Here is a 19,317-nt window from a genome sequence, read left to right on the forward strand (position 1 = left end):
CCTTTGCGCCTTTGCGGGAGATTTTCTTTTTTGACTCACGCAAAGGCGCAAAGGCACGAAGAGAAGGCGGGTCCCCGCTTTCGCGGGGATGACGAAGAACGCAACGGCTGCGCATATCGCATTTTCCGCTGTCCTAATTTCCTCGCCTTTGCCATCACCGTCGCGGGCACCAGAAAACAGGCGGGTCAGATATGCAATCCAGTGTGAAGTTCGGGACTTTTCTGCGGGGAATCGCCTTTGGCGCCGCCGCGCTTGTCGTGGCCACGACGGCTCCGGCGCAGGCGCAGGACAGCGGCGGCAAGACCGTCATCACGGCGGCGCATTATGTCGATGTGCTGACCGGCAAGACGATCGACTTTCCCGCGATCTTCGTGGGTCCCGACGGCCGCATCACCGGCATCGCCGATGCGCGCACGGTGCGCTGGGGATCGGACGTCAAGCATATCGACCTCGGCAACCGGACGCTGCTGCCGGGCCTGATCGACATGCATGTCCATATCGACGGCCCCGCCGATATCGGCGGCTATAATGGGCTCGAATTTACCGACAGCTTCTGGGGCATGACCGCCGTCAAGAATGCGCGCGACATGCTCGACGCGGGTTTCACGACGATCCGCAACGTCGGCTCGTCGGAGCGCAACGACATCGGGCTGAAGCAGGCGATCGAGGCGGGTTACGCCGTTGGGCCGCGCATCATCGGCGCGGGCTATGCGCTCGGCGCCACCGGCGGCCATTGCGATTCGACCTTCTTCCCGCCGAGCTTCGAGAAGGACGATGCGAAGAAGGAGGGTATCGGCGATACCCCCGACGAGTTGCGCTACCAGGTCCGCCGCCAGCGCAAATATGGCGCCGAGGTGATCAAGGTCTGCGCGACCGGCGGCGTCTTTTCGCGCAACACCGAACCCGGTCAGCAACAATTGAGCGAGGCCGAGCTGAAAGCCATCGCCGACGAGGCGCATCAATGGGGCCTGCAGGTCGCCGCCCATGCGCATGGCGCATCGGGCATCCGCGCCGCCATCGGTGCGGGCATCGACACGATCGAACATGCCAGCCTGGTCGATGACGAGGGCATCCGCATGGCGGTCGCGCGCAAGCGGCCGGTGTGGTTCTCGATGGACATCTACAACACCGATTACACCCAGGCCGAGGGCGCCAAGAATGGCGTGCTCGAGGATAATCTGCGTAAGGATCGTGAGATCGCACAGGCGCAGCGCGACAATTTCCGCAAGGCGCACAAGGCCGGGGTGCGCATGGTGTTCGGCAGCGACGCCGGCGTGATGCCGCACGGGCTGGTCGGCGGCCAGTTCAAGATCATGGTCCAATATGGCATGACCCCGCTGGAGGCGATCCAGGCCGCGACCCGCAACGCCGCCGAGGCGCTGACCCGGGAAAAGGATGTCGGCGCGATCGCAGTCGGCCGCTACGCCGACATCATCGCGGTCGATGGCGATCCGCTGGCCGACGTGCGCGAGCTGGAAAGCGTCGATGCGGTGGTCAAAGGCGGGGTGCTGGTGAAGGGGGGATGATCCCCCTTACGCCACCAGCTTGTTGACCATCGCCTCGTGCATTTCGGGGGTCAGGTTCAGCACCACCTCGGCATAGGTCGCGATGTCGCCATGGTCGCGGCGCACCGTCGCCAGCGCGGCGTCGAGGAAGATCGGGTTGACCGACATCAAAGTGCGCACGGCATCGTCGGGAATCTCGGCGTTGTAGCGCGCGCGGATGACGTCGCCGCCCTGCGCGATCCGCTCCTCGATCCTGCCCGCGCTGTTGGTCAGCAGATAATCGTGCATGAGGTCGTCCTCATGCACGCCGAGCAGCCGGTGGACGATCGCCACCGCAAAGCCGGTGCGGTCCTTGCCCGCGACGCAATGCACCAGGCTCGGCGCGTCATATTCGGCGAGCGCGGCGAGATAGAGCCGCAGCGTGTTCACCAGCACCGGGCGGTACGGCATACCCGCATAGGTATCGATCATCCGGGCCCGCGCGGTCTCGTTGTCGATCGTGCCCTTGGCCGCCTGCAGATGCGGGGCAAGGCCGGCGGTATTGCCGTCGGCGTAGAGCACCCGCGCCGAAAAGCCGTCGGACCTTTTGCACGGATGCGCCGCGCGCTCGTCGTCGCCGCGCAGGTCGATGATCGTCTCGATCCCGAGCGCGTCGATGGCGTCGAGGTCGGCCGGGCTCGCGTCCTGATGATGCGCCGACCGCCACAATATGCCGCTACGCAGCTTGCCGCCGCCCTCGACGTCATAGCCGCCATAGTCGCGGAAATTGTGGATGCCGGACAGCGGCACGACGCGCTCGGCGAGCATGGTCAGTCTCCTGTGAAAACGGGCGGGCGTTTTTCGACAAAGGCGTTGATCGCCTCGCGGTTGTCGGCGGTTTCGTGGACGATCGCCTGATAGGCGGCGCTGAGTTCGAGGATGTCGCTCATCCGGCTATGCTGCGCTTCGCGGAGCAGCCGCTTGGTGAGCCGCAGCGCGCGGGGCGGGTTGCACACGATGCGCTCGGCGATCGCGATCGCGCGGTCGAGCAATTCGGCGTCGGGCACCACCTCGGTGACCAGCCCATATTCCTTCGCCTGCGCCGCGTCGAAGCGGTCGCCGGTCAGGAACAGCTCGGCGGCGCGCGGATAGCCGAGGATCTTCTGCAGCAGCCAGGCGCCGCCGTCGCCGGGGACGATGCCGACCTTGATGAAGCTGCACGCGAATTTCGCGCTCTCGGCGGCGATGCGGATGTCGCAGGTACAGGCGAGGTCGGCGCCCAGCCCGATGGCATGGCCGTTGACCGCCGCGATCATCGGGACTTCGCAGTCCATCAGCGCGCGGATCACCGCCTGCACGCCCTTGCGATAATTGGCGCGGGTCGAATCGGGCTGGTCGAGGACGCCGATGCCCTGCCGTTCCTGCATGCCTTTCAAATTGCCGCCGGCGCTGAACGCCTTGCCGCTACCGGTCAGGATGATCGCGCTGACGCTGCGGTCGTCGCCGAGCGCGCGCAGCGTGTCGATGATATCCTGGCAATCCTCGTGGGTGCCGATCGCATTCATGCTCTCGGGCTTGATCATCGTCAGGATCGCGATCTTGCCGCGCCGCTCGACGCTCAGAAATTCGCCCATTATTCTCTCCTTGTCGGCGACGGCAGGCTACGCCTCACCGTCGCCGCGTGCAAGTCAGCGCACCGCGCCGCCGCTGCGCAATGCCGCGATTTTGTCGGCGTCATAACCGAGCTTGGCGAGCACCGCATCACCGTCGCTGCCCGGAACCGGCGCGGGGCGGGGCATGGCGTTGACCGTCGCCGAATAGCGCGGCGCGGGAGCCGGGTGCGGCACGCCCGCGACGGTGACGAAGGTCTCGCGCTCGACATTGTGCGGATGGTGCGGCGCCTCGCTCAGCGACAGCACGGGAGCGAAGCAGACGTCGGTCATCTCCATCAGTTCGCACCACTCGTCGCGCGTCCTGGTCGCGAACAGCGCGGCGACTTTCGCCTTCTTGGCGGGCCAATTTTCCTGGTCGTCCTGCACGTCGAAATCGGGGTCGGCGTCGAGCCCGGTCTTGGCGCGCAGCAGCGCGTAAAATTGCGGCTCGATCGACCCGATCGAGATGAACTTGCCGTCGCTGCAGGTATAGGTGTCATAATAAGGCGCGCCGCCGTCGAGCCGGTTCACGCCGGCCTGATCCTGGATCATGCCCGCGCCGTGGAACCACCAGCTCATGCCCGCGAGCAGCGCCGACCCGTCGGTCATCGCGCAGTCGATCACCTGACCCTCGCCGGTCTTGGCGGCATGGAGCAGCGCGCTCGACATGCCGAAGGCGAGCATCATGCCGCCGCCGCCGAAGTCGCCGACATAATTGACCGGCGGCACCGGCTTTTGCCCGGCGAGGCCGATCGTGTGGAGCACGCCCGAGAGCGAGATATAGTTGATGTCGTGGCCCGCCGCCTGCGCATAGGGGCCGAACTGGCCCCAGCCGGTCATGCGGCCATAGACGAGCTTGGGATTGTCGCCGAGCAGCACGTCGGGGCCGAGTCCCAACCGCTCCATCACCCCGGGACGATAGCCCTCGATGATCCCGTCGGCGCTTTTGCAGAGGTCGCGGGCGATCTGCACGGCTTCGGGATTCTTCATGTCGAGCGAGATCGAGGTGCGATTGCGCGACAGCGGATCGCGCGGATCCATGAAGCCGCCGGGACGGTCGATGCGGATGACTTCGGCACCATGGTCGGCGAGCATCATGCCGCAGAAAGGGCCGGGGCCGATACCGGCGAATTCGATGATACGGATACCCTGAAGCGGACCTGCCATGTCTTTTTCTCCCAATATGTCCCCTTGGCCATGCCGACGCAAAGGGGGCAGTGCAAGGCCCAAGGAACCCTTAGGAGGGAAAGGATTTCTTTGCCGCCGGGATAGCGGATTCGACTCCTCCGATGTCGCCGCGCCGAATGTTGCACTAATGTGCCAGCCAACTTCAAAATGTCGCCAAATTGTCAGGCTTTCGCAGCCCGGCTGTCACCTCAAGCTCCTATCGCGCGGCCATGGAACGGGCCTCCGCACTCGATCGCCGCGGCTTCGCCAAGGGGCTGATGGCCACGGCCTTCGCCGGCCTCGCGCTGCACAGCCGCCATGTCTCCGCCGCGATGCTGGCGAGCGAAAACCGTTTCGGCGCGCCCATTCCCGACCCGGCGGGCATCCTCGACCTGCCACGCGGCTTTTCGTACAAGATCCTGTCGCAATATGGCCAGACGATGAGCGACGGGCGGCAGGTGCCGAACAGCGCCGACGGCATGGGCTGCACGGCGCTGCCCGACGGGCGGCTGTGCCTGATGCGCAACCACGAACTCGGTGCCGACGAACTCAAGCATGGCGCGTGTCCCGTCGGGTCCGTCGGCGATGCGGCGGCGTTCGACTGTTATCGCGGCGGTGGCGGCGAAGCATTGCCGGGGGGCGTCTCGACGATCATCCTCGACCCCGCGACCCTCGAAGTCGCAGAGCAATATCTGTCGCTGGTCGGCACGATCTACAATTGTTCAGGAGGCATCACGCCATGGGGCACCTGGCTCAGCTGCGAGGAGGATGTCTCGCGCGCCGGCGGGCGGCACAAGGAAGACCATGGCTGGGTGTTCGAAATGCCCGTCGCGCCCGGCGGGCTGGTCACCGCCGAGCCGATCAAGGCGATGGGGCGTTTCAACCATGAGGCCGCAGTCGTCGATCTGCGGAGCGGCGCGGTCTATATGACCGAGGACCGGCAAGACAGCCTCTTCTACCGCTTCCTGCCCGCTGTGCCGGGCGAGCTCCAAAAGGGCGGGCGATTGCAGGCGCTGGCGCTGATCGACCCGGCGCTGTCCGATACGCGCAACTGGACGCGGCCGGTGCTGGCGACCGGCGGCTGGCACGACGTGCGCTGGATCGACCTCGACGAGGTCGAGAGCCCGAAGGATGATTTGCGCAAGCGCGGCGCCAAAGCCGGCGCGACGATCTTCGCGCGCGGTGAGGGCGTGCACAGCGGTGACGGCGAAATCTATTTCACCTGCACCTCGGGCGGCCCGGCGCGGCGCGGGCAGATCATGCGCTATCGCCCGTCGCTCGTCGAAGGCACGGCCGCCGAGACGGCTCAGCCGGGGCAGTTGCAATTGTTCGTCGAGACGACCGATCCCGAGCATTTCAGCTTCGGCGACAATCTGAGCGTTGCGCCGAACGGCGACTTGATGGTCTGCGAGGACCGGCGGGGCAGTCGGCCCGACAATTGGCTGCGCGGGGTGACGCCCGAGGGGGCGGTCTATCCCTTTGCGCGGGTGAGCGCGGCGACCAAGGTGTCGGGCGTGTGTTTCGCGCCCGACGGCCGGACGATGTTCCTCAACCTCTATAACCCGGCACGGACGATCGCGGTGCGCGGGCCGTTCTAAGTCCCCCTCCCACTTGTGGGAGGGGTTAGGGGAGGGCTTGTCACGGAGCGAGGCGCCTGATCAACAGGCCCTCCCCCGACCCCTCCCGCAAGCGGGAGGGGGGATTTTCAATCACATGCGTTCGATGATGATCGCCGGCGCCATGCCGCCCGCGGCGCACATCGTGACCAGGCCATAACGCCCGCCCGAGCGTTCGAGTTCGTCGAGCGCGGTGCCGATCAGGATCGAGCCGGTGGCGCCGATCGGGTGGCCGAGCGCCATCGCGCCGCCGTTGATGTTCACCTTCTCGCGGTCGAGTTCGAGGTCGCGGATGAACTTTTCGGCGACGACGGCAAAGGCTTCGTTGATTTCCCAGACGTCGATGTCGTCGGTGGTCAGGCCGGCCTTTTCGAGCACCTTCTTCGCCGCCGGGACCGGGGCGTTGAGCATCAGCGTCGGGTCGTCGCCCTGGTTCGCGTAAGCAACGATGCGCGCGCGCGGCTTCAGGCCGTGCTTGTCGGCATAGTCCTTCGACGTGAGCAGCAGCGCGGCGGCGCCGTCGACGACCCCCGACGAGTTGCCGGCATGATGCACGCCTTCCCATTCGAGGTCGGGATAGACGCGCTGGATCTGCTTGCCGAAGGTCACCCCGCCGCCGAGGTCGAAGTCCTTGAGCGCGCCGAAGCTGGCCTTCAGGCCGGCGAGGCCCTCGGCGGTGGTTTCGGGACGCGGAAATTCCTCGCGGTCGAGCGCGACGCTGCCGTCCTCGTTATAGACGGGGACGACCGACTTGGCGAAGCGGCCTTCCTTGATCGCGCGGTCGGCGCGCTGCTGGCTGACGAGCGCGAGCGCATCGACGGCTTCGCGGCTGATGCCTTCGCGGGCGGCGATCGCGTCGCCGCACACGCCTTGGTGCGACTGCGGGTGGATCGCGTCGAGCGCAGCGTTGCCCGACCCCATGCCGAGCGGCTTGAGGCCGGCATTGGCTTCCTCGGCGCCGATCTGCGCGGTGTAGCTCATCATTTCGGTGCCGCCGGCGATGACGCAATCTTCCATGCCCGACATCACGGTCGCTGCGGCGAAGTTCACGCTGCTGATGCCGCCGCCGCAGAAACGGTCGAGCGTCGTGCCTGAGGCCTTGGTGTCATAACCCGCGGCGAGCGCGGCCATGCGGCCGAGGTCGCCGCCCTGCTTGCCCTTTTGCGTCGAGGTCGACCAGATGATGTCGTCGACCGTCGCGGTGTCGAGATTGTTGCGCTCCTTGATCGCCTTCAGCACCGTCGCGGCGAGATGCTGCGGGTGGAGGTGCGAGAGCGCGCCCTTGCCGGGCTTGCCGATCCCGCGCGGGGTGCGGACGGCGTCGATGATATAGGCTTCGGTCATCACAGATTTCCTTCTTCGAGGGGAGTTCGACGATTAACGCGGGGCCATTCTGATAGCGCCGTCCAACCGGACGGCCTGGCCGTTGAAATAGCTGTTGCGGACCATCTCCATCGCGAGGCTGGCATATTCCTCGGCCTTGCCGAGCCGCTTGGGGAAGGGGACCGACGCGCCGAGGCTGGCGAGAACCGGTTCGGGCAGGCCGGCGACCAGCGGGGTGCTGAATACGCCGGGCATGATCGAATTGACCCGGATGCCGAGGTCCATCAGGTCGCGCGCCATCGGCAAGACGAGGCCGTTTACGCCGGCCTTCGCCGAGCCGTAAATGACCTGGCCGATCTGTGCGTCCTGCGCCGCGACGGAAGCGGTGAGGACGATTGCGCCACGTTCGCCGTCCTCGAGTTCGGACAGGGTCGCCATGCCCTCGGCCGAGATCGACGCGATGCGATAGCTCGCGGTCAGGATGCCCGCGACGCCATAAGCATAATCCTCAGTCGGGGTACGGCGAAAACTGCCGCTCGCCTTGTCGAACGCCAGCGTCTTGCCGCGGCGCGAGGTCATCGCGCAATGGACGCAGACGCGCTCCTGCCCATGGGCCGCGCGCGCGGTGGCGTAGCCGTCGAGCACCGATTGTTCGTCGGTGATGTCGACATGGACGAACAGCCCGCCGATCGCCGCTGCGACCTCTTCGCCGAGTGCGTCGTTGATGTCGAAGATCGCGACCTTCACCCCCGATGCGGCGAGCGCCTCGGCGGTCGCGCGGCCGAGGCCCGAGGCCCCGCCGGTGACGACGGCTGCGATGCTATTGTCGATCTTCATGCGCGTGCCTCCTCAGGCCGGAATCTGGTTGAACGGCACGCCCTTGTCGGGGCGATGGTCCTGCGGCAGGCCGAGGATCTTTTCGGCGATGGTGTTGAGCAGGGTTTCGTCCGAGCCGCCGGCGATGCGGCCGGTGGGGGCGTTGATCCAGCTCGACGTCCAATTCTCCTTTTGCGAGGCATGGTCGTCATAAGCGAAACCGCCCGACCCCTGCAGGTCGATGGCGAGTTCAGACAGTTTCTGGCGCGAGCGCACCGCGACGAGCTTGTTGAGCGAGCCTTCGGGCCCCGGAACCATGCCCGCCTGCATCATCGCCATCGCGCGCGCCGTGATCGACTGCAGTCCGTTGCGCATCGCATAGTTGCGCGCGATCTGCTGGCGGATGCGGCCGTCCTCGATCGCGGGCTTGCCGTTGAGTTCGGTATCTTTCGCGAGATCGACGAACAGGTTGAGGTGCGGGCCGAAACCGGCGCTGTCGGTCGCGACATAGCGTTCGATCATCAACGTCGCGATCGCGACCGCAAAGCCGCCGCCGACCGGCGACATGCGGTGGTCGTCGGTGATCTTCACATCGTCGAAAAAGACTTCGTTGACGTGGCTGTCGCCGCCGACGAGCTTGATCGGGCGCACGGTGACGCCGGGCGCCTTCATGTCGACCCAGAAATAGGTCAGCCCCTTGTGCTTGGCCACATTGGGATCGGTGCGCACGACGATGACGCCATAGTCGCAATATTGCGCCCAGCTGGTCCAGATCTTCTGTCCGTTGATCTTCCAGCCGTTGCCGTCGACGTCCGCCTTGGTGCGCAGGCCGGCAAGATCCGAACCGCCCGAGGGTTCGGAGAAGAGCTGGCACCAGATTTCCTCGCCCTTCAGCGCCTTCAGCACCCGTTCCTTGACGAACGCCTTGTCGCTGCCGAACTGCATCAGCACCGGGATCGGCATGCCGAGCGAGATACCGAAATAGAAGCTCGGGAAACCGTGCTTCATTTCCTCGCCGTCGAAGGTGACCTTTTCGAGATGGCCGAGGCCCTGGCCGCCATATTCGGTCGGCCAGTTGATCCCGGCATAGCCGGCGTCGAACTTGGCGCGCTGATATTGGCGACCGACGGCGAGGTCTTCTTCGACCGACAGGCCCTTGCGGGCTTCCTTGCCATAGGTCGGGACCATCGATTCCAGCCAGGCAGCCGCCTTGGCGCGATAGGCTTCCAAATCGCTCATGCACCTTCTCCGGTCAGGCGGTCGACGAGGATATCTTCCCAGAACAGCAGATTGCCCTGTTCGATGGCGAGGCTGCGCGCGCGGCGGGTGTGGAGGTGGAGCCCCAGCTCCCACGTCACGCCCATGCCGCCATGGATTTGCACGCAGTCGCGCGACGCGGTGTCATAGGCCTCGGTCGCCGAGATGCGCGCGGCGGCGGCGGCGGTGATGAAATCGGCCTGGCCCTCGCGCGATGCCGCGTGGATGCAGTTGGCGCGCGCCAGTTCGACGAAACCATAAAGCTCGGCGATGCGATGCTTGATCGACTGAAAGGCGCCGATGACCTGCCCGAAGGCGCGGCGCGTCACCGCATAGTCGCGCGCGATTTCCATCATCGCCTCGGCGCCGCCGGTCTGCTCGTGCGCGGTGATCACCGCCTGCAGCGCCAGGATATGGAGCGCCGCATCGCGCGCCGTGCCGCCGATGACGAGGGTTTCGGTGGGCGTCGCATCGAAGACGAGGTCGGCGTAAAGGCGGCTGTTGTCGAAGCTGTCGATCGCGCGCCGCTCGACATGGGCGAGGTCGGCGACGACGAGCACCGGCATGCCGGGGCCATTGGCATAGACGACCGCGATGTCAGCCGAGAGTCCGCCGGCGACACCGGTCTTGGTTCCGTTGAGCTGGTGATCGGTGACCGTCACGCTCGGCAGGACGGGCAGGGCGTTCGATCCCGAGGCAAAGGCGATCGCGCCGATCGTCTCACCGCTCGCGAGGCCGGGAAGCCATTTCGCCTTCTGCTCGTCGCTGCCGTACAGTTCGATCGCCTTCGCGGCGCCGAAGCTGCCCGTCAGGAACGGCGCGCCGCTGAGGCTGCGTCCCGCCTGATGTGCGATCAGCCCGAGTTCGACGAGCCCGAGATCGAGTCCGCCATAGGCCTCGGGAAGGGCGAGGGCGGTCCAGCCCTGTTCTTTCGCGGTGTTCCAGAAACTGTCGTGAAACTTTCCGGTGACCTCGAGCAGCGGCAGCAACTCGTCCTTGTTCACCCGGGCTTCGAGCACGCGCCGCGATTCCGTCGCGATCGCTTGCTGGCCCTCGTCGTATAAAATCGACATGCGCGTTCGAGTCCTCACCCTGTTTGTTGAGACCATGACCGGACGTTGACGTAAACGTCAAGTAGAATTGACGCTACGTCTAGCGGACGGTGAATTTCTTGGCCTTGTCCGCCATGAGCGCGGTGCGGTTCACCTGCGGCACGCCCACCGGATTGCCGATCTGGCAATATTTGAGGCCCTGCTGCAGCGCGACCGAGCGCGGGAGGTCGAGCGATTCCCAGATTGCCTTGACCGATCCGGCGGTCGCGGCAGGCGGTTTGGCGGCAATCGTCGCGGCGAGTTCCTGCGCGCGCGGCCACAGATCCTCGAGCGTCGTGATCTCGCTGACCAGCCCGATACGCAGCGCGGTGCCGGCGCCGATCCGCTCGTCATTGCCGAGCAGCACCATGCGCAGCACGTCGTGGAGCGGCATATGATAGGTCATGCCGATCGGCTCGAGCGCGCTCGTCATCCCGTAAGTGACATGCGGGTCGAAGAAGGTCGCCTCCTCCGAACAGATGATGATGTCGCTCTCGTTGAGCCAGTAGAAAGCGCCGCCCGCCGCCATGCCGTGGACCGCGGCGATCACCGGCTTCCAGCATTTCATCGACTTGGGGCCGAGGTAATTGCCGGGATCCTCGCAATGCCAGATGTTCGCGAGGTCGACGACGGTGCCGCCCTCCTTCTGCGATTCCTTGACGTCGACCCCGGTGCACCAGGCTTTGCCCGGCGCGGCGCGCAGCACGCAGCAATGGACATCGTCGTTGCTGCCGATCCACTTCCACAGATGTTCGAATTCGTCCATCATCCGCTTGGTGAAGCTGTTCATCGCGTCGGGGCGGTTGATCGTGATCGTCGCGATATGATCGGCGACATCGACCAGGATGGTTTCATATTGCATGGCCAGCGGATCCTCTCCGGATATTCGTCATGGTTGACCTAGTTATACAACTCGCTATGACACAGACCGATATGGAGGGGCAAGGCCTGCGATGAATTTCGACCTTAGCGATGAACAGAAAATGCTCGGCGAGCAAGCCCGGGCGCTGCTTTCGGACCTGTCGTCCTTTGACCGGCTCCGAACGCTGATCGATTCGGGCGCCGAATGGGACGAGCCCTTGTGGCGCGCGCTTGCCGAAATGGGCTTCCTCGGCGCCGCGATTCCGGAGGAGTATGGCGGGCTGGGTCTCGGCGCGCTCGACCTCGGCGTCATCATGGAGGCGCTGGGCGGCGCCAACGCGGCCGTGCCCTTTATGAGCTCGATCATCCTCGGGGCCGAAGCGATCCGGCTCGCGGGCAGCGACGCGCAGAAGGCGGCGTGGCTGTCCAAGCTCGCGAGCGGCGAGGCGGTCGCGACCTTTGCTTATGCCGAAGGGCCGGGTCCGGTGTTCGCGACCGGCGCGACGCTGGAAGGCGGCAAACTAACCGGGAGCAAGTCCCCGGTCGCCGACGCAGGTATCGCCGATGTCGCGGTTGTGCTCTTCGCGGGCGGCGGCTTTGCGCTCGTCGACCTCGACCAACCGGGGGTGACGCGCACCAAGCTCGACAGCTTCGACCAGCTCCGCGCGCATTACCGTCTCGACTTCGCCGATGCCGCCGCCGAGCCGATGCCCGGCATGGGCAAGCTCGACCGGCTGATCGACCAGGCGGCGGTGCAGGCGGCGTTCGAGGCCGCCGGTGCCGCCGAAGCGTGCCTGACCATGGCGCGCGATTATGCGATGGAGCGCCAGATGTTCGGACGTCCGCTCGCGGGGTATCAGGCGATCAAGCACAAGCTCGCCGATGTCGCGGTCGCGACCGAGCTGGCGCGGTCCAACGCTTATTATGGTGGCTGGGCGGCGGAATCCTCGCCCGACGACCTGCCCGCCGCGGCGGCCGCCGCGCGCCTCTCGGGCATCAAATGCCTCGAAATGGCGGCGCGCGAGAATCTCCAGGTCCATGGCGGCATCGGCTACACCTTCGAGGCGAACTGCCATTTCTATTACCGGCGCGAACGGATGCTCGCGGTGCACCTCGGCAATCGCGGCTTTTGGGCCGATCGCCTGCTGAACGCCCAGCCCGGCAGCCAGGGAAAGGCGGCGTAAGATGGATTTCAACGACAATGCGCATGAAGCCGCCTTCCGTGCCGAAGCGCGCGCCTGGCTTGCCGCCCATGCCCCCGCGCATGTGCTGACCCCCGGCGAGAAGATGCCCGACACCGAAGAGGCCGATCGTGGCCGCGCCTGGATGCGTGCGCTTTATGCGGGCGGCTGGTCGGGGCTGACCTTCCCCAAGGCGCTCGGCGGGCGCGGCCTGTCGGGACCCGAGGCGGTGATCTTCGCCGAGGAAGAGGGCCGATATCATCTGCCCAAAGGGCCCTTCACCTCGATTGGCACCGGGATGGCGCTCCCCGTCATCGCGAAACATGGCAGCGACGAACAGAAGACGCGCTTCATCGAGGCGACGCTGAAGGGCGACATCACCTGGTGCCAGCTCTTCTCCGAACCCGCCGCGGGTTCCGATCTCGCGGCGCTGCGGACGAAAGCGGTGCGTGCGGATGACGGCTCGGGCGACTGGATCGTCAACGGCCAGAAGGTGTGGTCGAGCTGGGCGCATCTCACCGACTGGGGCATCCTCGTGGTGCGCACCGATCCCAGCTTGCCCAAGCACAAGGGGCTGACCTTCTTCGTCGTCGACATGAAGACCCCGGGCATCGAGACGCGCCCGATCCGCCAGATTTCGGGCGCGAGCGAGTTCAACGAGACCTTCCTCACCGACGTACGCATCCCCGACGCCAATCGTTTGGGCGCCGAGGGGGAGGGTTGGGCCTGCTGCATGACCGTCTTGATGGGCGAACGGCTCGGCTCGGGCGCGCATCGCAGCGGGGTCGAGCCGCTGATCGACTATGCGGCGTCGACGCCCGACGGCCATGGCGGCACGATGCTCGACGACCGTGCGATCCGCCAGCAGCTCGCCGAGGCGCTGGCCGAAGAGCAGGGCGAGCGCTTCTTCCAGGCGCGGCTGCGCACGATGGTGTCGAAGGGCGAAAACCCCGGTGCGCTCGCGGGCATGGTCAAGCTCGCCTATGCTGGGCGCTACCAGAAGACCAATGGATTCGCGCTCGAACTGCGCGGCCTCGCGGGCATCGCGCCCGAGGCGGGCGACACGGCGACGGGCGACGTCCAATATGACTATATCTACTCGACCGTGATGCGCATCGCGGGCGGCGCCGACGAGGTGCTGCGCAACCAGATCGCCGAACGCGTGCTGGGGATGCCCGGCGAGGTGCGGATGGACAAGGATGTGCCGTTCGAGAGTTTGAAGGGATGAACATCGTCATTGCGAGCGAAGCGAAGCAATCCAGAGTGGCTTAAACCGCCCTGGATTGCTTCGCTTCGCTCGCAATGATGAGTGTTGGAGAGCTAGGCCGCCCGACGCCGCGCTTCCGCCGCCTTCGCCAGCGGCTCCGCGAGATCCTTCTTCAGGATCTTCCCGTTCGGGTTGAGCGGCATATGGTCCATCACGACCAACGTGCGCGGCACCTTGTTGTCGCCCAGATGGGCCTTGCAGAAGGCGATGATGTCGTCCGCCGTCGCCTCGCCGCAGCCGGGGCGCAGCGTGACAGCGGCAGCAATATCCTCGCCCAGCACCTCGTGCGGCACGCCGACCACCGCCGCCTGCTGCACCGCCGGGTGCAAATGCAGCACCGTCTCGATCTCGAGCGGGGTGATATTGTAGCCGCCACGGATGATCAGCTCCTTCGATCGGCCGGCCATGATGAGGTCGCCGTCTTCGTCGACGAAGCCCAAATCGCCGGTCTTGGTCCAGCCGCCCTTGAAGCTCGCGGCGGTCGCCTCCTCGTCGGCCCAATAGCGCCGGGCATGTTTCTGCCAGCCATAGATTTCACCGACGACGCCCGCCTCGGTGATGACATGGCCGTCTTCGCCGCGGATCTGCATATGCGCGGGCAGCTTGCCGACGCAGCCGGGTTTGAGCACCTGTTCCTGGCTGGTCGTGCCCAAGCCCACGCCGCCTTCGGACATGCCATAGCTGTTGCGAATGCGCAGGTGCGGCCAGAGGTCGGCGGCGCGTTTCACCGAATCATGCGGCAATGGCGCGGTGCCGGTCATCAGATAGCGGACCCCGGCCATGTCATAATCGCCGACATCGGGGTGATCGAGCACCAGCCGCAGCATCGACGGGACGAGATAGACGAGGTTGGGGCGCTTTTCGCGCGCCAACTCGAGGAAGCCTTTGGGGTCGAATTTCTGCTGGGTGATCGCGGTGGCGCCGCCGCGCGCGGGCAGCATCACGATCCCGATATTGCCCCCCGAGCCGGTCAGCGGCAGCGCGTTCAGCGTCGAGCGCGAGCGGTCCATATTATAGCCGGTGACATTGGTCATCAGGTCGGGGTGCGAAATGACCACGCCCTTGATCTTGCCGGTGGTGCCCGATGTGCCGAGAATTTCGGCATCGGCCTCGGCGTCGAGGCTCGCCTGGTCGGGCAACGCCGACAGGTCGCGCGGCATCGCATCGACATGCCAGCATCCGGCCAGATCGAGACCTGCGACCAGCTCGGGCGCGTCGGTCAGGCAGAAGCGCGGTGTACACAGCGCGGCATAGTCGGCGACCTCGCGTGGGTTCAGCCGCGGGCTGATCGGGCAGGCGATGCCGCCGGCGCGGAACACCGCGAACACCGCGATCGCCATCTCCACCGCATGCGCATTGCTGATCGGCAGGAAGACGCGATCACCGGGAACCAGCCCCGCCGCCGCCAGCCCGCCGCCGACCTCGTCGGCCTCGCGGTCCCATTCGGCGAAGGTGATTTGCCGCTGAATATCGTCGTGCGCGATGTCGTCGGTCTGGTGCGCGGCGCGCACCTTCAAGGCATCGCTGATGCGGCGAACTTCCATTGCGGCTTTATCCCCTTGCGTCATTGGTAGGCATGTATTACCTAGTTATATAACTCGTGACAAGGGAGATATGCGATGGCCGAGACGAAAAGCGACATCAAAGAGAGCGATGAGTGGCAAAAGGCCGTCGCTTACGAGATTACGGACGAGGATATCGAGCGGCAGCGCAAGCTGCTGGGATTCGACCAGGCGGCCAAGACCCGCGAATATATCCAGACCGCCACCGAGGATAATATCCGCAACTTCGCGCACGGCATGGGCGACGACAAACCGCTCTACACCGACCCCGCCTATGCGAAGAAGACGCGCTGGGGCAGCGTGATCGCGCCGGGCATGATGGCGGGCATCATCAACAAGCCGATGAAGGGCGACCCCATTCCCGACGAGATTAAGGCGCTCAAAAAATCCCTGTTTCGCGGCATCCACGTTTTCGTGTCGGGGTCGCAATGGGATTTCTATCGTCCGATCTTTCCGGGCGACACCATCTACAGCTTCAACGGCGACGAGACGTGCGAGGTCAAGCAGTCCGAATTTGCCGGGCGTTCGGTCATCACCAACCGCCGCGACGTCAAGATCAACCAGCGCGGCGAGGTCGTCGCGGTCTATCGCATCCTGCGCGTGCTGACCGAACGCAAGACGGCGGCCAAGAAGGGTAAATATTCTGCGATCGAGCCCGCGAGCTACACCGACGAGGAAATGCAGGCGATCGAGGACATCTATGCCGCCGAACGCGTGCAGGGGGCCGAAAAGCGCTGGTTCGAAAGCGTCGAGAAGGGCGATTCGGTCGGGCTGCAGGCCAAGGGGCCGCTGACGGTCACCGACGTCATCTGCTTCCACGCCGGCGGCTATGGCTTTGTGCCCTATGCGCCGACCGCGAACCGCCTCGCGCACAAGAATCGCCAGCGCATCCCGGCCTTTTATGTGAAGAACGAGCATGGCATTCCCGACGTCGCACAGCGGCTGCACTGGGATCCCGTCTGGGCGCAGGCGATCGGCAATCCGATGGCCTATGACTATGGCGTCATGCGCGAAAATTACCTGTGGCAATATCTCAGCGACTGGGCCGGCGACGATGCCGTCATCACCCACATCCATGACGAGATCCGCAAGTTCAACTATATGGGCGACGTCCAGCGCGTCACCGGCGAGGTGCTGGCGAAGCGGCAGGAAGGCGGCCAGAATCTTGTCGATGTCGCGGTGAAATTCACCAACCAGCGCGACGAAGAGACGGTGCGCGCGACCGCGACCATCGCGCTGCCCAGCAAGGATCGTCCGCAGCCGCTCTATCCGCAGGTTCCCGAGGAACTCGCCGAAAAGGCGGTGCGCATGCTGGCGCGCCACCGCGAACTCGGCGGGGATTGACCGGAAGCCGATCGCCGATCGCTTTCACATCGTCATTGCGAGGAGCGAAACGACGCGGCAATCCAGAGTAGGCGTAACCGCCCTGGATTGCTTCGCTTCGCTTGCAATGACGAGGGAGAGGACGGAGGGGAATTATGAGTGGAATCCTGATCGACGATGATGCGGGGGTCCGCACCATCACCCTCAACCGGCCTGACCGATTGAACGCGCTGACCAGCTCGATCATGGCGCCGCTCGCCGACGCTTGCGCCGATGCGGCGCGCGATGCGTCGGTCGGCTGCGTCGTGGTGACCGGCGCGGGCAGGGGCTTTTGCGCCGGCGGCGACCTCAAGGAAGGCGGCGCCGACAAGGCGGTCGTGCCCGCCAATGCCGACAGCGGCAGTCGCACCGAACAGGGCCATGTGCGGCTGCGCGCCTTCATGGAAACCTCGCGGCTGCTCCACGAAATGCCCAAGCCGACGATCGCCATGATCAACGGCCCGGTGGCGGGCGCTGGTATCGGCATCGCGGGGGCGTGCGATCTGCGCTTCGCCGCCAAAAGCGCGAGCTTCCTCACCGCTTTCGACCGCATCGGCGCAGGCGGCGATTTCGGATCGACCTGGTTCTGGACCAAGATCGTCGGCACCGGGGTCGCGCGCGAACTCTTCCTGCTGGGTGAGAAATTGTCGGGTGAGGAGGCCTTCGCCAAGGGGCTCTACACGCGCCTGTTCGACGACGAGGCGCTGCGCGAAGAGACGATGAAGGCCGCCCGCCGCCTCGCCGACGGGCCGCGCATGGGCTATCGCTATATGAAGGCGAACCTCAACAATGCCGAGGATTGGGCCTTCGAAGCGGCGCTCGATGCCGAGGCGCTCAACATGGGGTTGTCGACCAGCGCGACCGCGATGATCTGGCGCGAGAAAAAGAAGGCCGAAAATCCCAATGGCTGAGTTTCAGCATATTCGCATCGACCGCCACGATGCCGGCGTCGCGGCGGTCGTCGTCGTACGCGCCGATATCGGAAACGCCTCCTCGCCCGAGATGCTCGGCGAGATTCGCGACGCCTTTGCGGCACTGTCGACCGACCGCAACGTCCGCGCGATCGTCTTCGCCGCCGAGGGCAAGCATTTCTCGGTCGGCGCCGATTTCGCCTTTTTGCAGCGGCTGACCGGCATGTCCGCGAGCGAGATCAAGGACACGGTTTACGCCAATTTCCAGGGCGCCGCGCGCGCCATCTATCGTTGTCCTAAACCGACGCTCGCGCTCGTGCAGGGTGCGGTGGTCACCGTGGGCTGCGAACTCGCGCTCGCCTGCGACTTCCGCATCGCCGCCGACAGCGCGATGTTCCAGGAAAGCTGGATCAAGCTCGGCATCATGCCCCCACTCGGCGGCACCTTCCTGTTGCCGCGCATTATCGGCCTCGGTCGCGCGATGGAAATGTGCCTGCGCGGCAAGCAGGTGCGTGCCGAGGAGGCGCTGAACATTGGCTTGGCGAGCGAAGTGGTCGCCAAGGACGATCTCGCCGCGCGCGGCATGGAACTGGCGCGCGAACTCGCGGCGTCGGCGCCGCTCGGCTATGCGACGGTCAAGCAGTCGATCCAGCGCGCGCTCGAAAGCAGTATGGAGGCCGAATGGCAGGCGAACCTGCCCAATCAGGCGCTCTTGCTCGGCAGCCAGGACCATCGCGAGGGGTTGGCGGCGGTGACCGAGAAACGCGCGCCGGTATTTACCGGGGAATAAACTACCTCGGTCATTGCGAGGAGCCGAAGGCGACGCGGCAATCCAGAGTCTGCGTAAACCGACCTGGATTGCTTCGCTTCGCTCGCAATGACGAACTTTTTACCGCGGCCGCCCCGGCCCGACGAACACCGTCTGCGTCCCCTTGGCATAGACCCCGTCCGCATCCGCAAACACGCTCTGCGCCACCGCATGGCCATTGCCCGCGCCCTCGGTCTGCGCGTCGAGCAAGAACCATTCGCCGCGTGGCATGCGGAAGAACTGGATCGAGATGTCGAGGTTGGCGTAGCTCCACTCGTGCGCGTGCGTCGCGCTGCCGACGCCATTGCCGAAATCGGCGAACAGGCATGCCTTGACGAAGGGCGAGGCCGGCACGCCCGCCACGACCTCACCGTTCATGCACATCCAAGACACGCCGCGCCCCGGCTCGCGCACCCGGCCCATGATCGGCCGCGTCCGGATCGCGCCCGCCATGCTCGCGCCGATCAGGAAATTATCTTCGGGCACCGCCTCGGGCGCGGGATGCGGCTGCGGCGGATGAAAGGCCGGCGTGTCGAGATGGCGCGCGCGCAGCACATGCGCCTGCGCCACCATCTTCTCTCCCGCGAATAATTCGATCCGGTGAAGCTGCGCCTGCCGCCCCTGCCGCACCGGGACGATGCGCGGCGTGAGCAGCGCGCGCGGCACGACGCCCAATATGTCGATCGTGACGCGGCAAATCTCATACCCGGGATCGAAGCCCGCTTGCTCGATGATATGGCCGAACAGCGCCGAAATCGGCCCGCCCGCGACGGCATCGGCGAACCAGGGGTTGCGCGACAGGCCGGTGGGGTCGAAACCCATGTCGCTGGCGACGAAATAATGCGGGATCGGATCGGTCGTGTTGGTCATCGGCGGCCCTTATCATGCTTCTCCCATCGCACAACATGGTTGACGTAGTTATATAACTCAAGCATAGATTCGCGAGTCATAAGGGAGAG

18 protein-coding genes are annotated in these 19,317 nt (G+C 65.5%); 8 read left to right on the forward strand and 10 right to left on the reverse strand.

The annotated features are described in order from the left end of the window. Both ACREB7_RS10065 and ACREB7_RS10070 read left to right on the forward strand, forming a co-directional pair. A partial coding sequence (locus ACREB7_RS10065; RefSeq protein WP_431592135.1) for a hypothetical protein occupies positions 1-207 on the forward strand: 207 nt, incomplete at its 5' end. Further along, complete coding sequence (locus ACREB7_RS10070; RefSeq protein ID WP_431592136.1) at positions 192-1,526, forward strand: amidohydrolase family protein; 1,335 nt, start codon at positions 192-194, stop codon at positions 1,524-1,526. The genes ACREB7_RS10065 and ACREB7_RS10070, both read left to right, overlap by 16 nt. A 6-nt stretch (positions 1,527-1,532) precedes the next feature. Here the strand turns inward: ACREB7_RS10070 and ACREB7_RS10075 are convergent, their stop codons facing one another. The 3 genes from ACREB7_RS10075 to ACREB7_RS10085 are packed head-to-tail and all read right to left on the reverse strand — an operon-like array spanning position 1,533 to position 4,303. After that, positions 1,533-2,312, reverse strand: a complete 780-nt coding sequence (locus ACREB7_RS10075; protein ID WP_431592137.1) for a tyrosine-protein phosphatase — start codon at positions 2,310-2,312, stop codon at positions 1,533-1,535. A gap of 2 nt (positions 2,313-2,314) precedes the next feature. Then, on the reverse strand, positions 2,315-3,118 hold the full coding sequence (locus ACREB7_RS10080; protein WP_431592138.1) for a crotonase/enoyl-CoA hydratase family protein: 804 nt from the start codon (positions 3,116-3,118) through the stop codon (positions 2,315-2,317). A gap of 54 nt (positions 3,119-3,172) precedes the next feature. Then, the gene (locus ACREB7_RS10085) at positions 3,173-4,303 is read right to left on the reverse strand and encodes a CaiB/BaiF CoA transferase family protein (protein ID WP_431592139.1); all 1,131 of its coding nucleotides are present in this window, start codon (positions 4,301-4,303) and stop codon (positions 3,173-3,175) included. Between the two features lie 230 nt (positions 4,304-4,533). Between ACREB7_RS10085 and ACREB7_RS10090 the strand changes: the two genes are divergently transcribed. Continuing rightward, positions 4,534-5,901, forward strand: coding sequence for an alkaline phosphatase PhoX (locus tag ACREB7_RS10090; RefSeq protein ID WP_431592140.1), 1,368 nt, complete (start codon positions 4,534-4,536; stop codon positions 5,899-5,901). Positions 5,902-6,012: 111 nt separating this feature from the next. On the opposite strand, the gene ACREB7_RS10095 is transcribed toward ACREB7_RS10090, so the two are convergent. From ACREB7_RS10095 to ACREB7_RS10115, 5 genes are all read right to left on the reverse strand, one after another. Then, positions 6,013-7,263, reverse strand: a complete 1,251-nt coding sequence (locus ACREB7_RS10095) for an acetyl-CoA C-acetyltransferase (RefSeq protein ID WP_431592141.1) — start codon at positions 7,261-7,263, stop codon at positions 6,013-6,015. Positions 7,264-7,296: 33 nt separating this feature from the next. Further along, positions 7,297-8,079, reverse strand: coding sequence for an SDR family oxidoreductase (locus tag ACREB7_RS10100; protein ID WP_431592142.1), 783 nt, complete (start codon positions 8,077-8,079; stop codon positions 7,297-7,299). A gap of 12 nt (positions 8,080-8,091) precedes the next feature. After that, positions 8,092-9,297: an acyl-CoA dehydrogenase family protein gene (locus ACREB7_RS10105; RefSeq protein ID WP_431592143.1), complete on the reverse strand. Its 1,206-nt coding sequence runs from the start codon at positions 9,295-9,297 to the stop codon at positions 8,092-8,094. Further along, a complete protein-coding gene (locus ACREB7_RS10110) occupies positions 9,294-10,388 on the reverse strand; it encodes an acyl-CoA dehydrogenase family protein (protein ID WP_431592144.1) in 1,095 nt (364 codons plus the stop codon). Before ACREB7_RS10110 ends, ACREB7_RS10105 begins: the two co-directional genes overlap by 4 nt. A 79-nt stretch (positions 10,389-10,467) precedes the next feature. Next, entirely contained in the window at positions 10,468-11,268 is an 801-nt protein-coding gene (locus tag ACREB7_RS10115; RefSeq protein ID WP_431592145.1) for an enoyl-CoA hydratase/isomerase family protein, read from the reverse strand. 91 nt (positions 11,269-11,359) lie between these two features. On the opposite strand from ACREB7_RS10115, the gene ACREB7_RS10120 reads away from it, so the two are divergent. Together ACREB7_RS10120 and ACREB7_RS10125 are read left to right on the forward strand one after the other, a co-directional pair. After that, a complete protein-coding gene (locus ACREB7_RS10120; RefSeq protein WP_431592146.1) occupies positions 11,360-12,451 on the forward strand; it encodes an acyl-CoA dehydrogenase family protein in 1,092 nt (363 codons plus the stop codon). A gap of 1 nt (position 12,452) precedes the next feature. Further along, positions 12,453-13,676, forward strand: coding sequence for an acyl-CoA dehydrogenase family protein (locus ACREB7_RS10125; RefSeq protein ID WP_431592147.1), 1,224 nt, complete (start codon positions 12,453-12,455; stop codon positions 13,674-13,676). Between the two features lie 92 nt (positions 13,677-13,768). On the opposite strand, the gene ACREB7_RS10130 is transcribed toward ACREB7_RS10125, so the two are convergent. Further along, positions 13,769-15,259 (reverse strand): class I adenylate-forming enzyme family protein, encoded by a 1,491-nt coding sequence (locus ACREB7_RS10130; protein ID WP_431592148.1) that lies wholly within the window; start codon positions 15,257-15,259, stop codon positions 13,769-13,771. Positions 15,260-15,334: 75 nt separating this feature from the next. On the opposite strand from ACREB7_RS10130, the gene ACREB7_RS10135 reads away from it, so the two are divergent. The 3 genes from ACREB7_RS10135 (at position 15,335) to ACREB7_RS10145 (ending at position 18,340) form a co-directional block, all read left to right on the forward strand. Beyond that, entirely contained in the window at positions 15,335-16,621 is a 1,287-nt protein-coding gene (locus ACREB7_RS10135) for an FAS1-like dehydratase domain-containing protein (protein WP_431592149.1), read from the forward strand. A gap of 134 nt (positions 16,622-16,755) precedes the next feature. After that, positions 16,756-17,550 carry an enoyl-CoA hydratase-related protein gene (locus ACREB7_RS10140; protein ID WP_431592150.1) on the forward strand — a complete coding sequence of 265 codons (795 nt, stop codon included), beginning with the start codon at positions 16,756-16,758 and terminating at the stop codon, positions 17,548-17,550. Further along, positions 17,543-18,340, forward strand: a complete 798-nt coding sequence (locus ACREB7_RS10145; RefSeq protein WP_431592151.1) for an enoyl-CoA hydratase/isomerase family protein — start codon at positions 17,543-17,545, stop codon at positions 18,338-18,340. The genes ACREB7_RS10140 and ACREB7_RS10145 overlap by 8 nt, the downstream gene beginning before the upstream one ends. Before the next feature lie 99 nt (positions 18,341-18,439). On the opposite strand, the gene ACREB7_RS10150 is transcribed toward ACREB7_RS10145, so the two are convergent. Further along, positions 18,440-19,228, reverse strand: coding sequence for a thioesterase family protein (locus ACREB7_RS10150; RefSeq protein WP_431592152.1), 789 nt, complete (start codon positions 19,226-19,228; stop codon positions 18,440-18,442). Positions 19,229-19,317: the final 89 nt, after the last annotated feature.

It is taken from the genome of Sphingopyxis sp. (assembly GCF_050725615.1).
Lineage (GTDB): Bacteria > Pseudomonadota > Alphaproteobacteria > Sphingomonadales > Sphingomonadaceae > Sphingopyxis.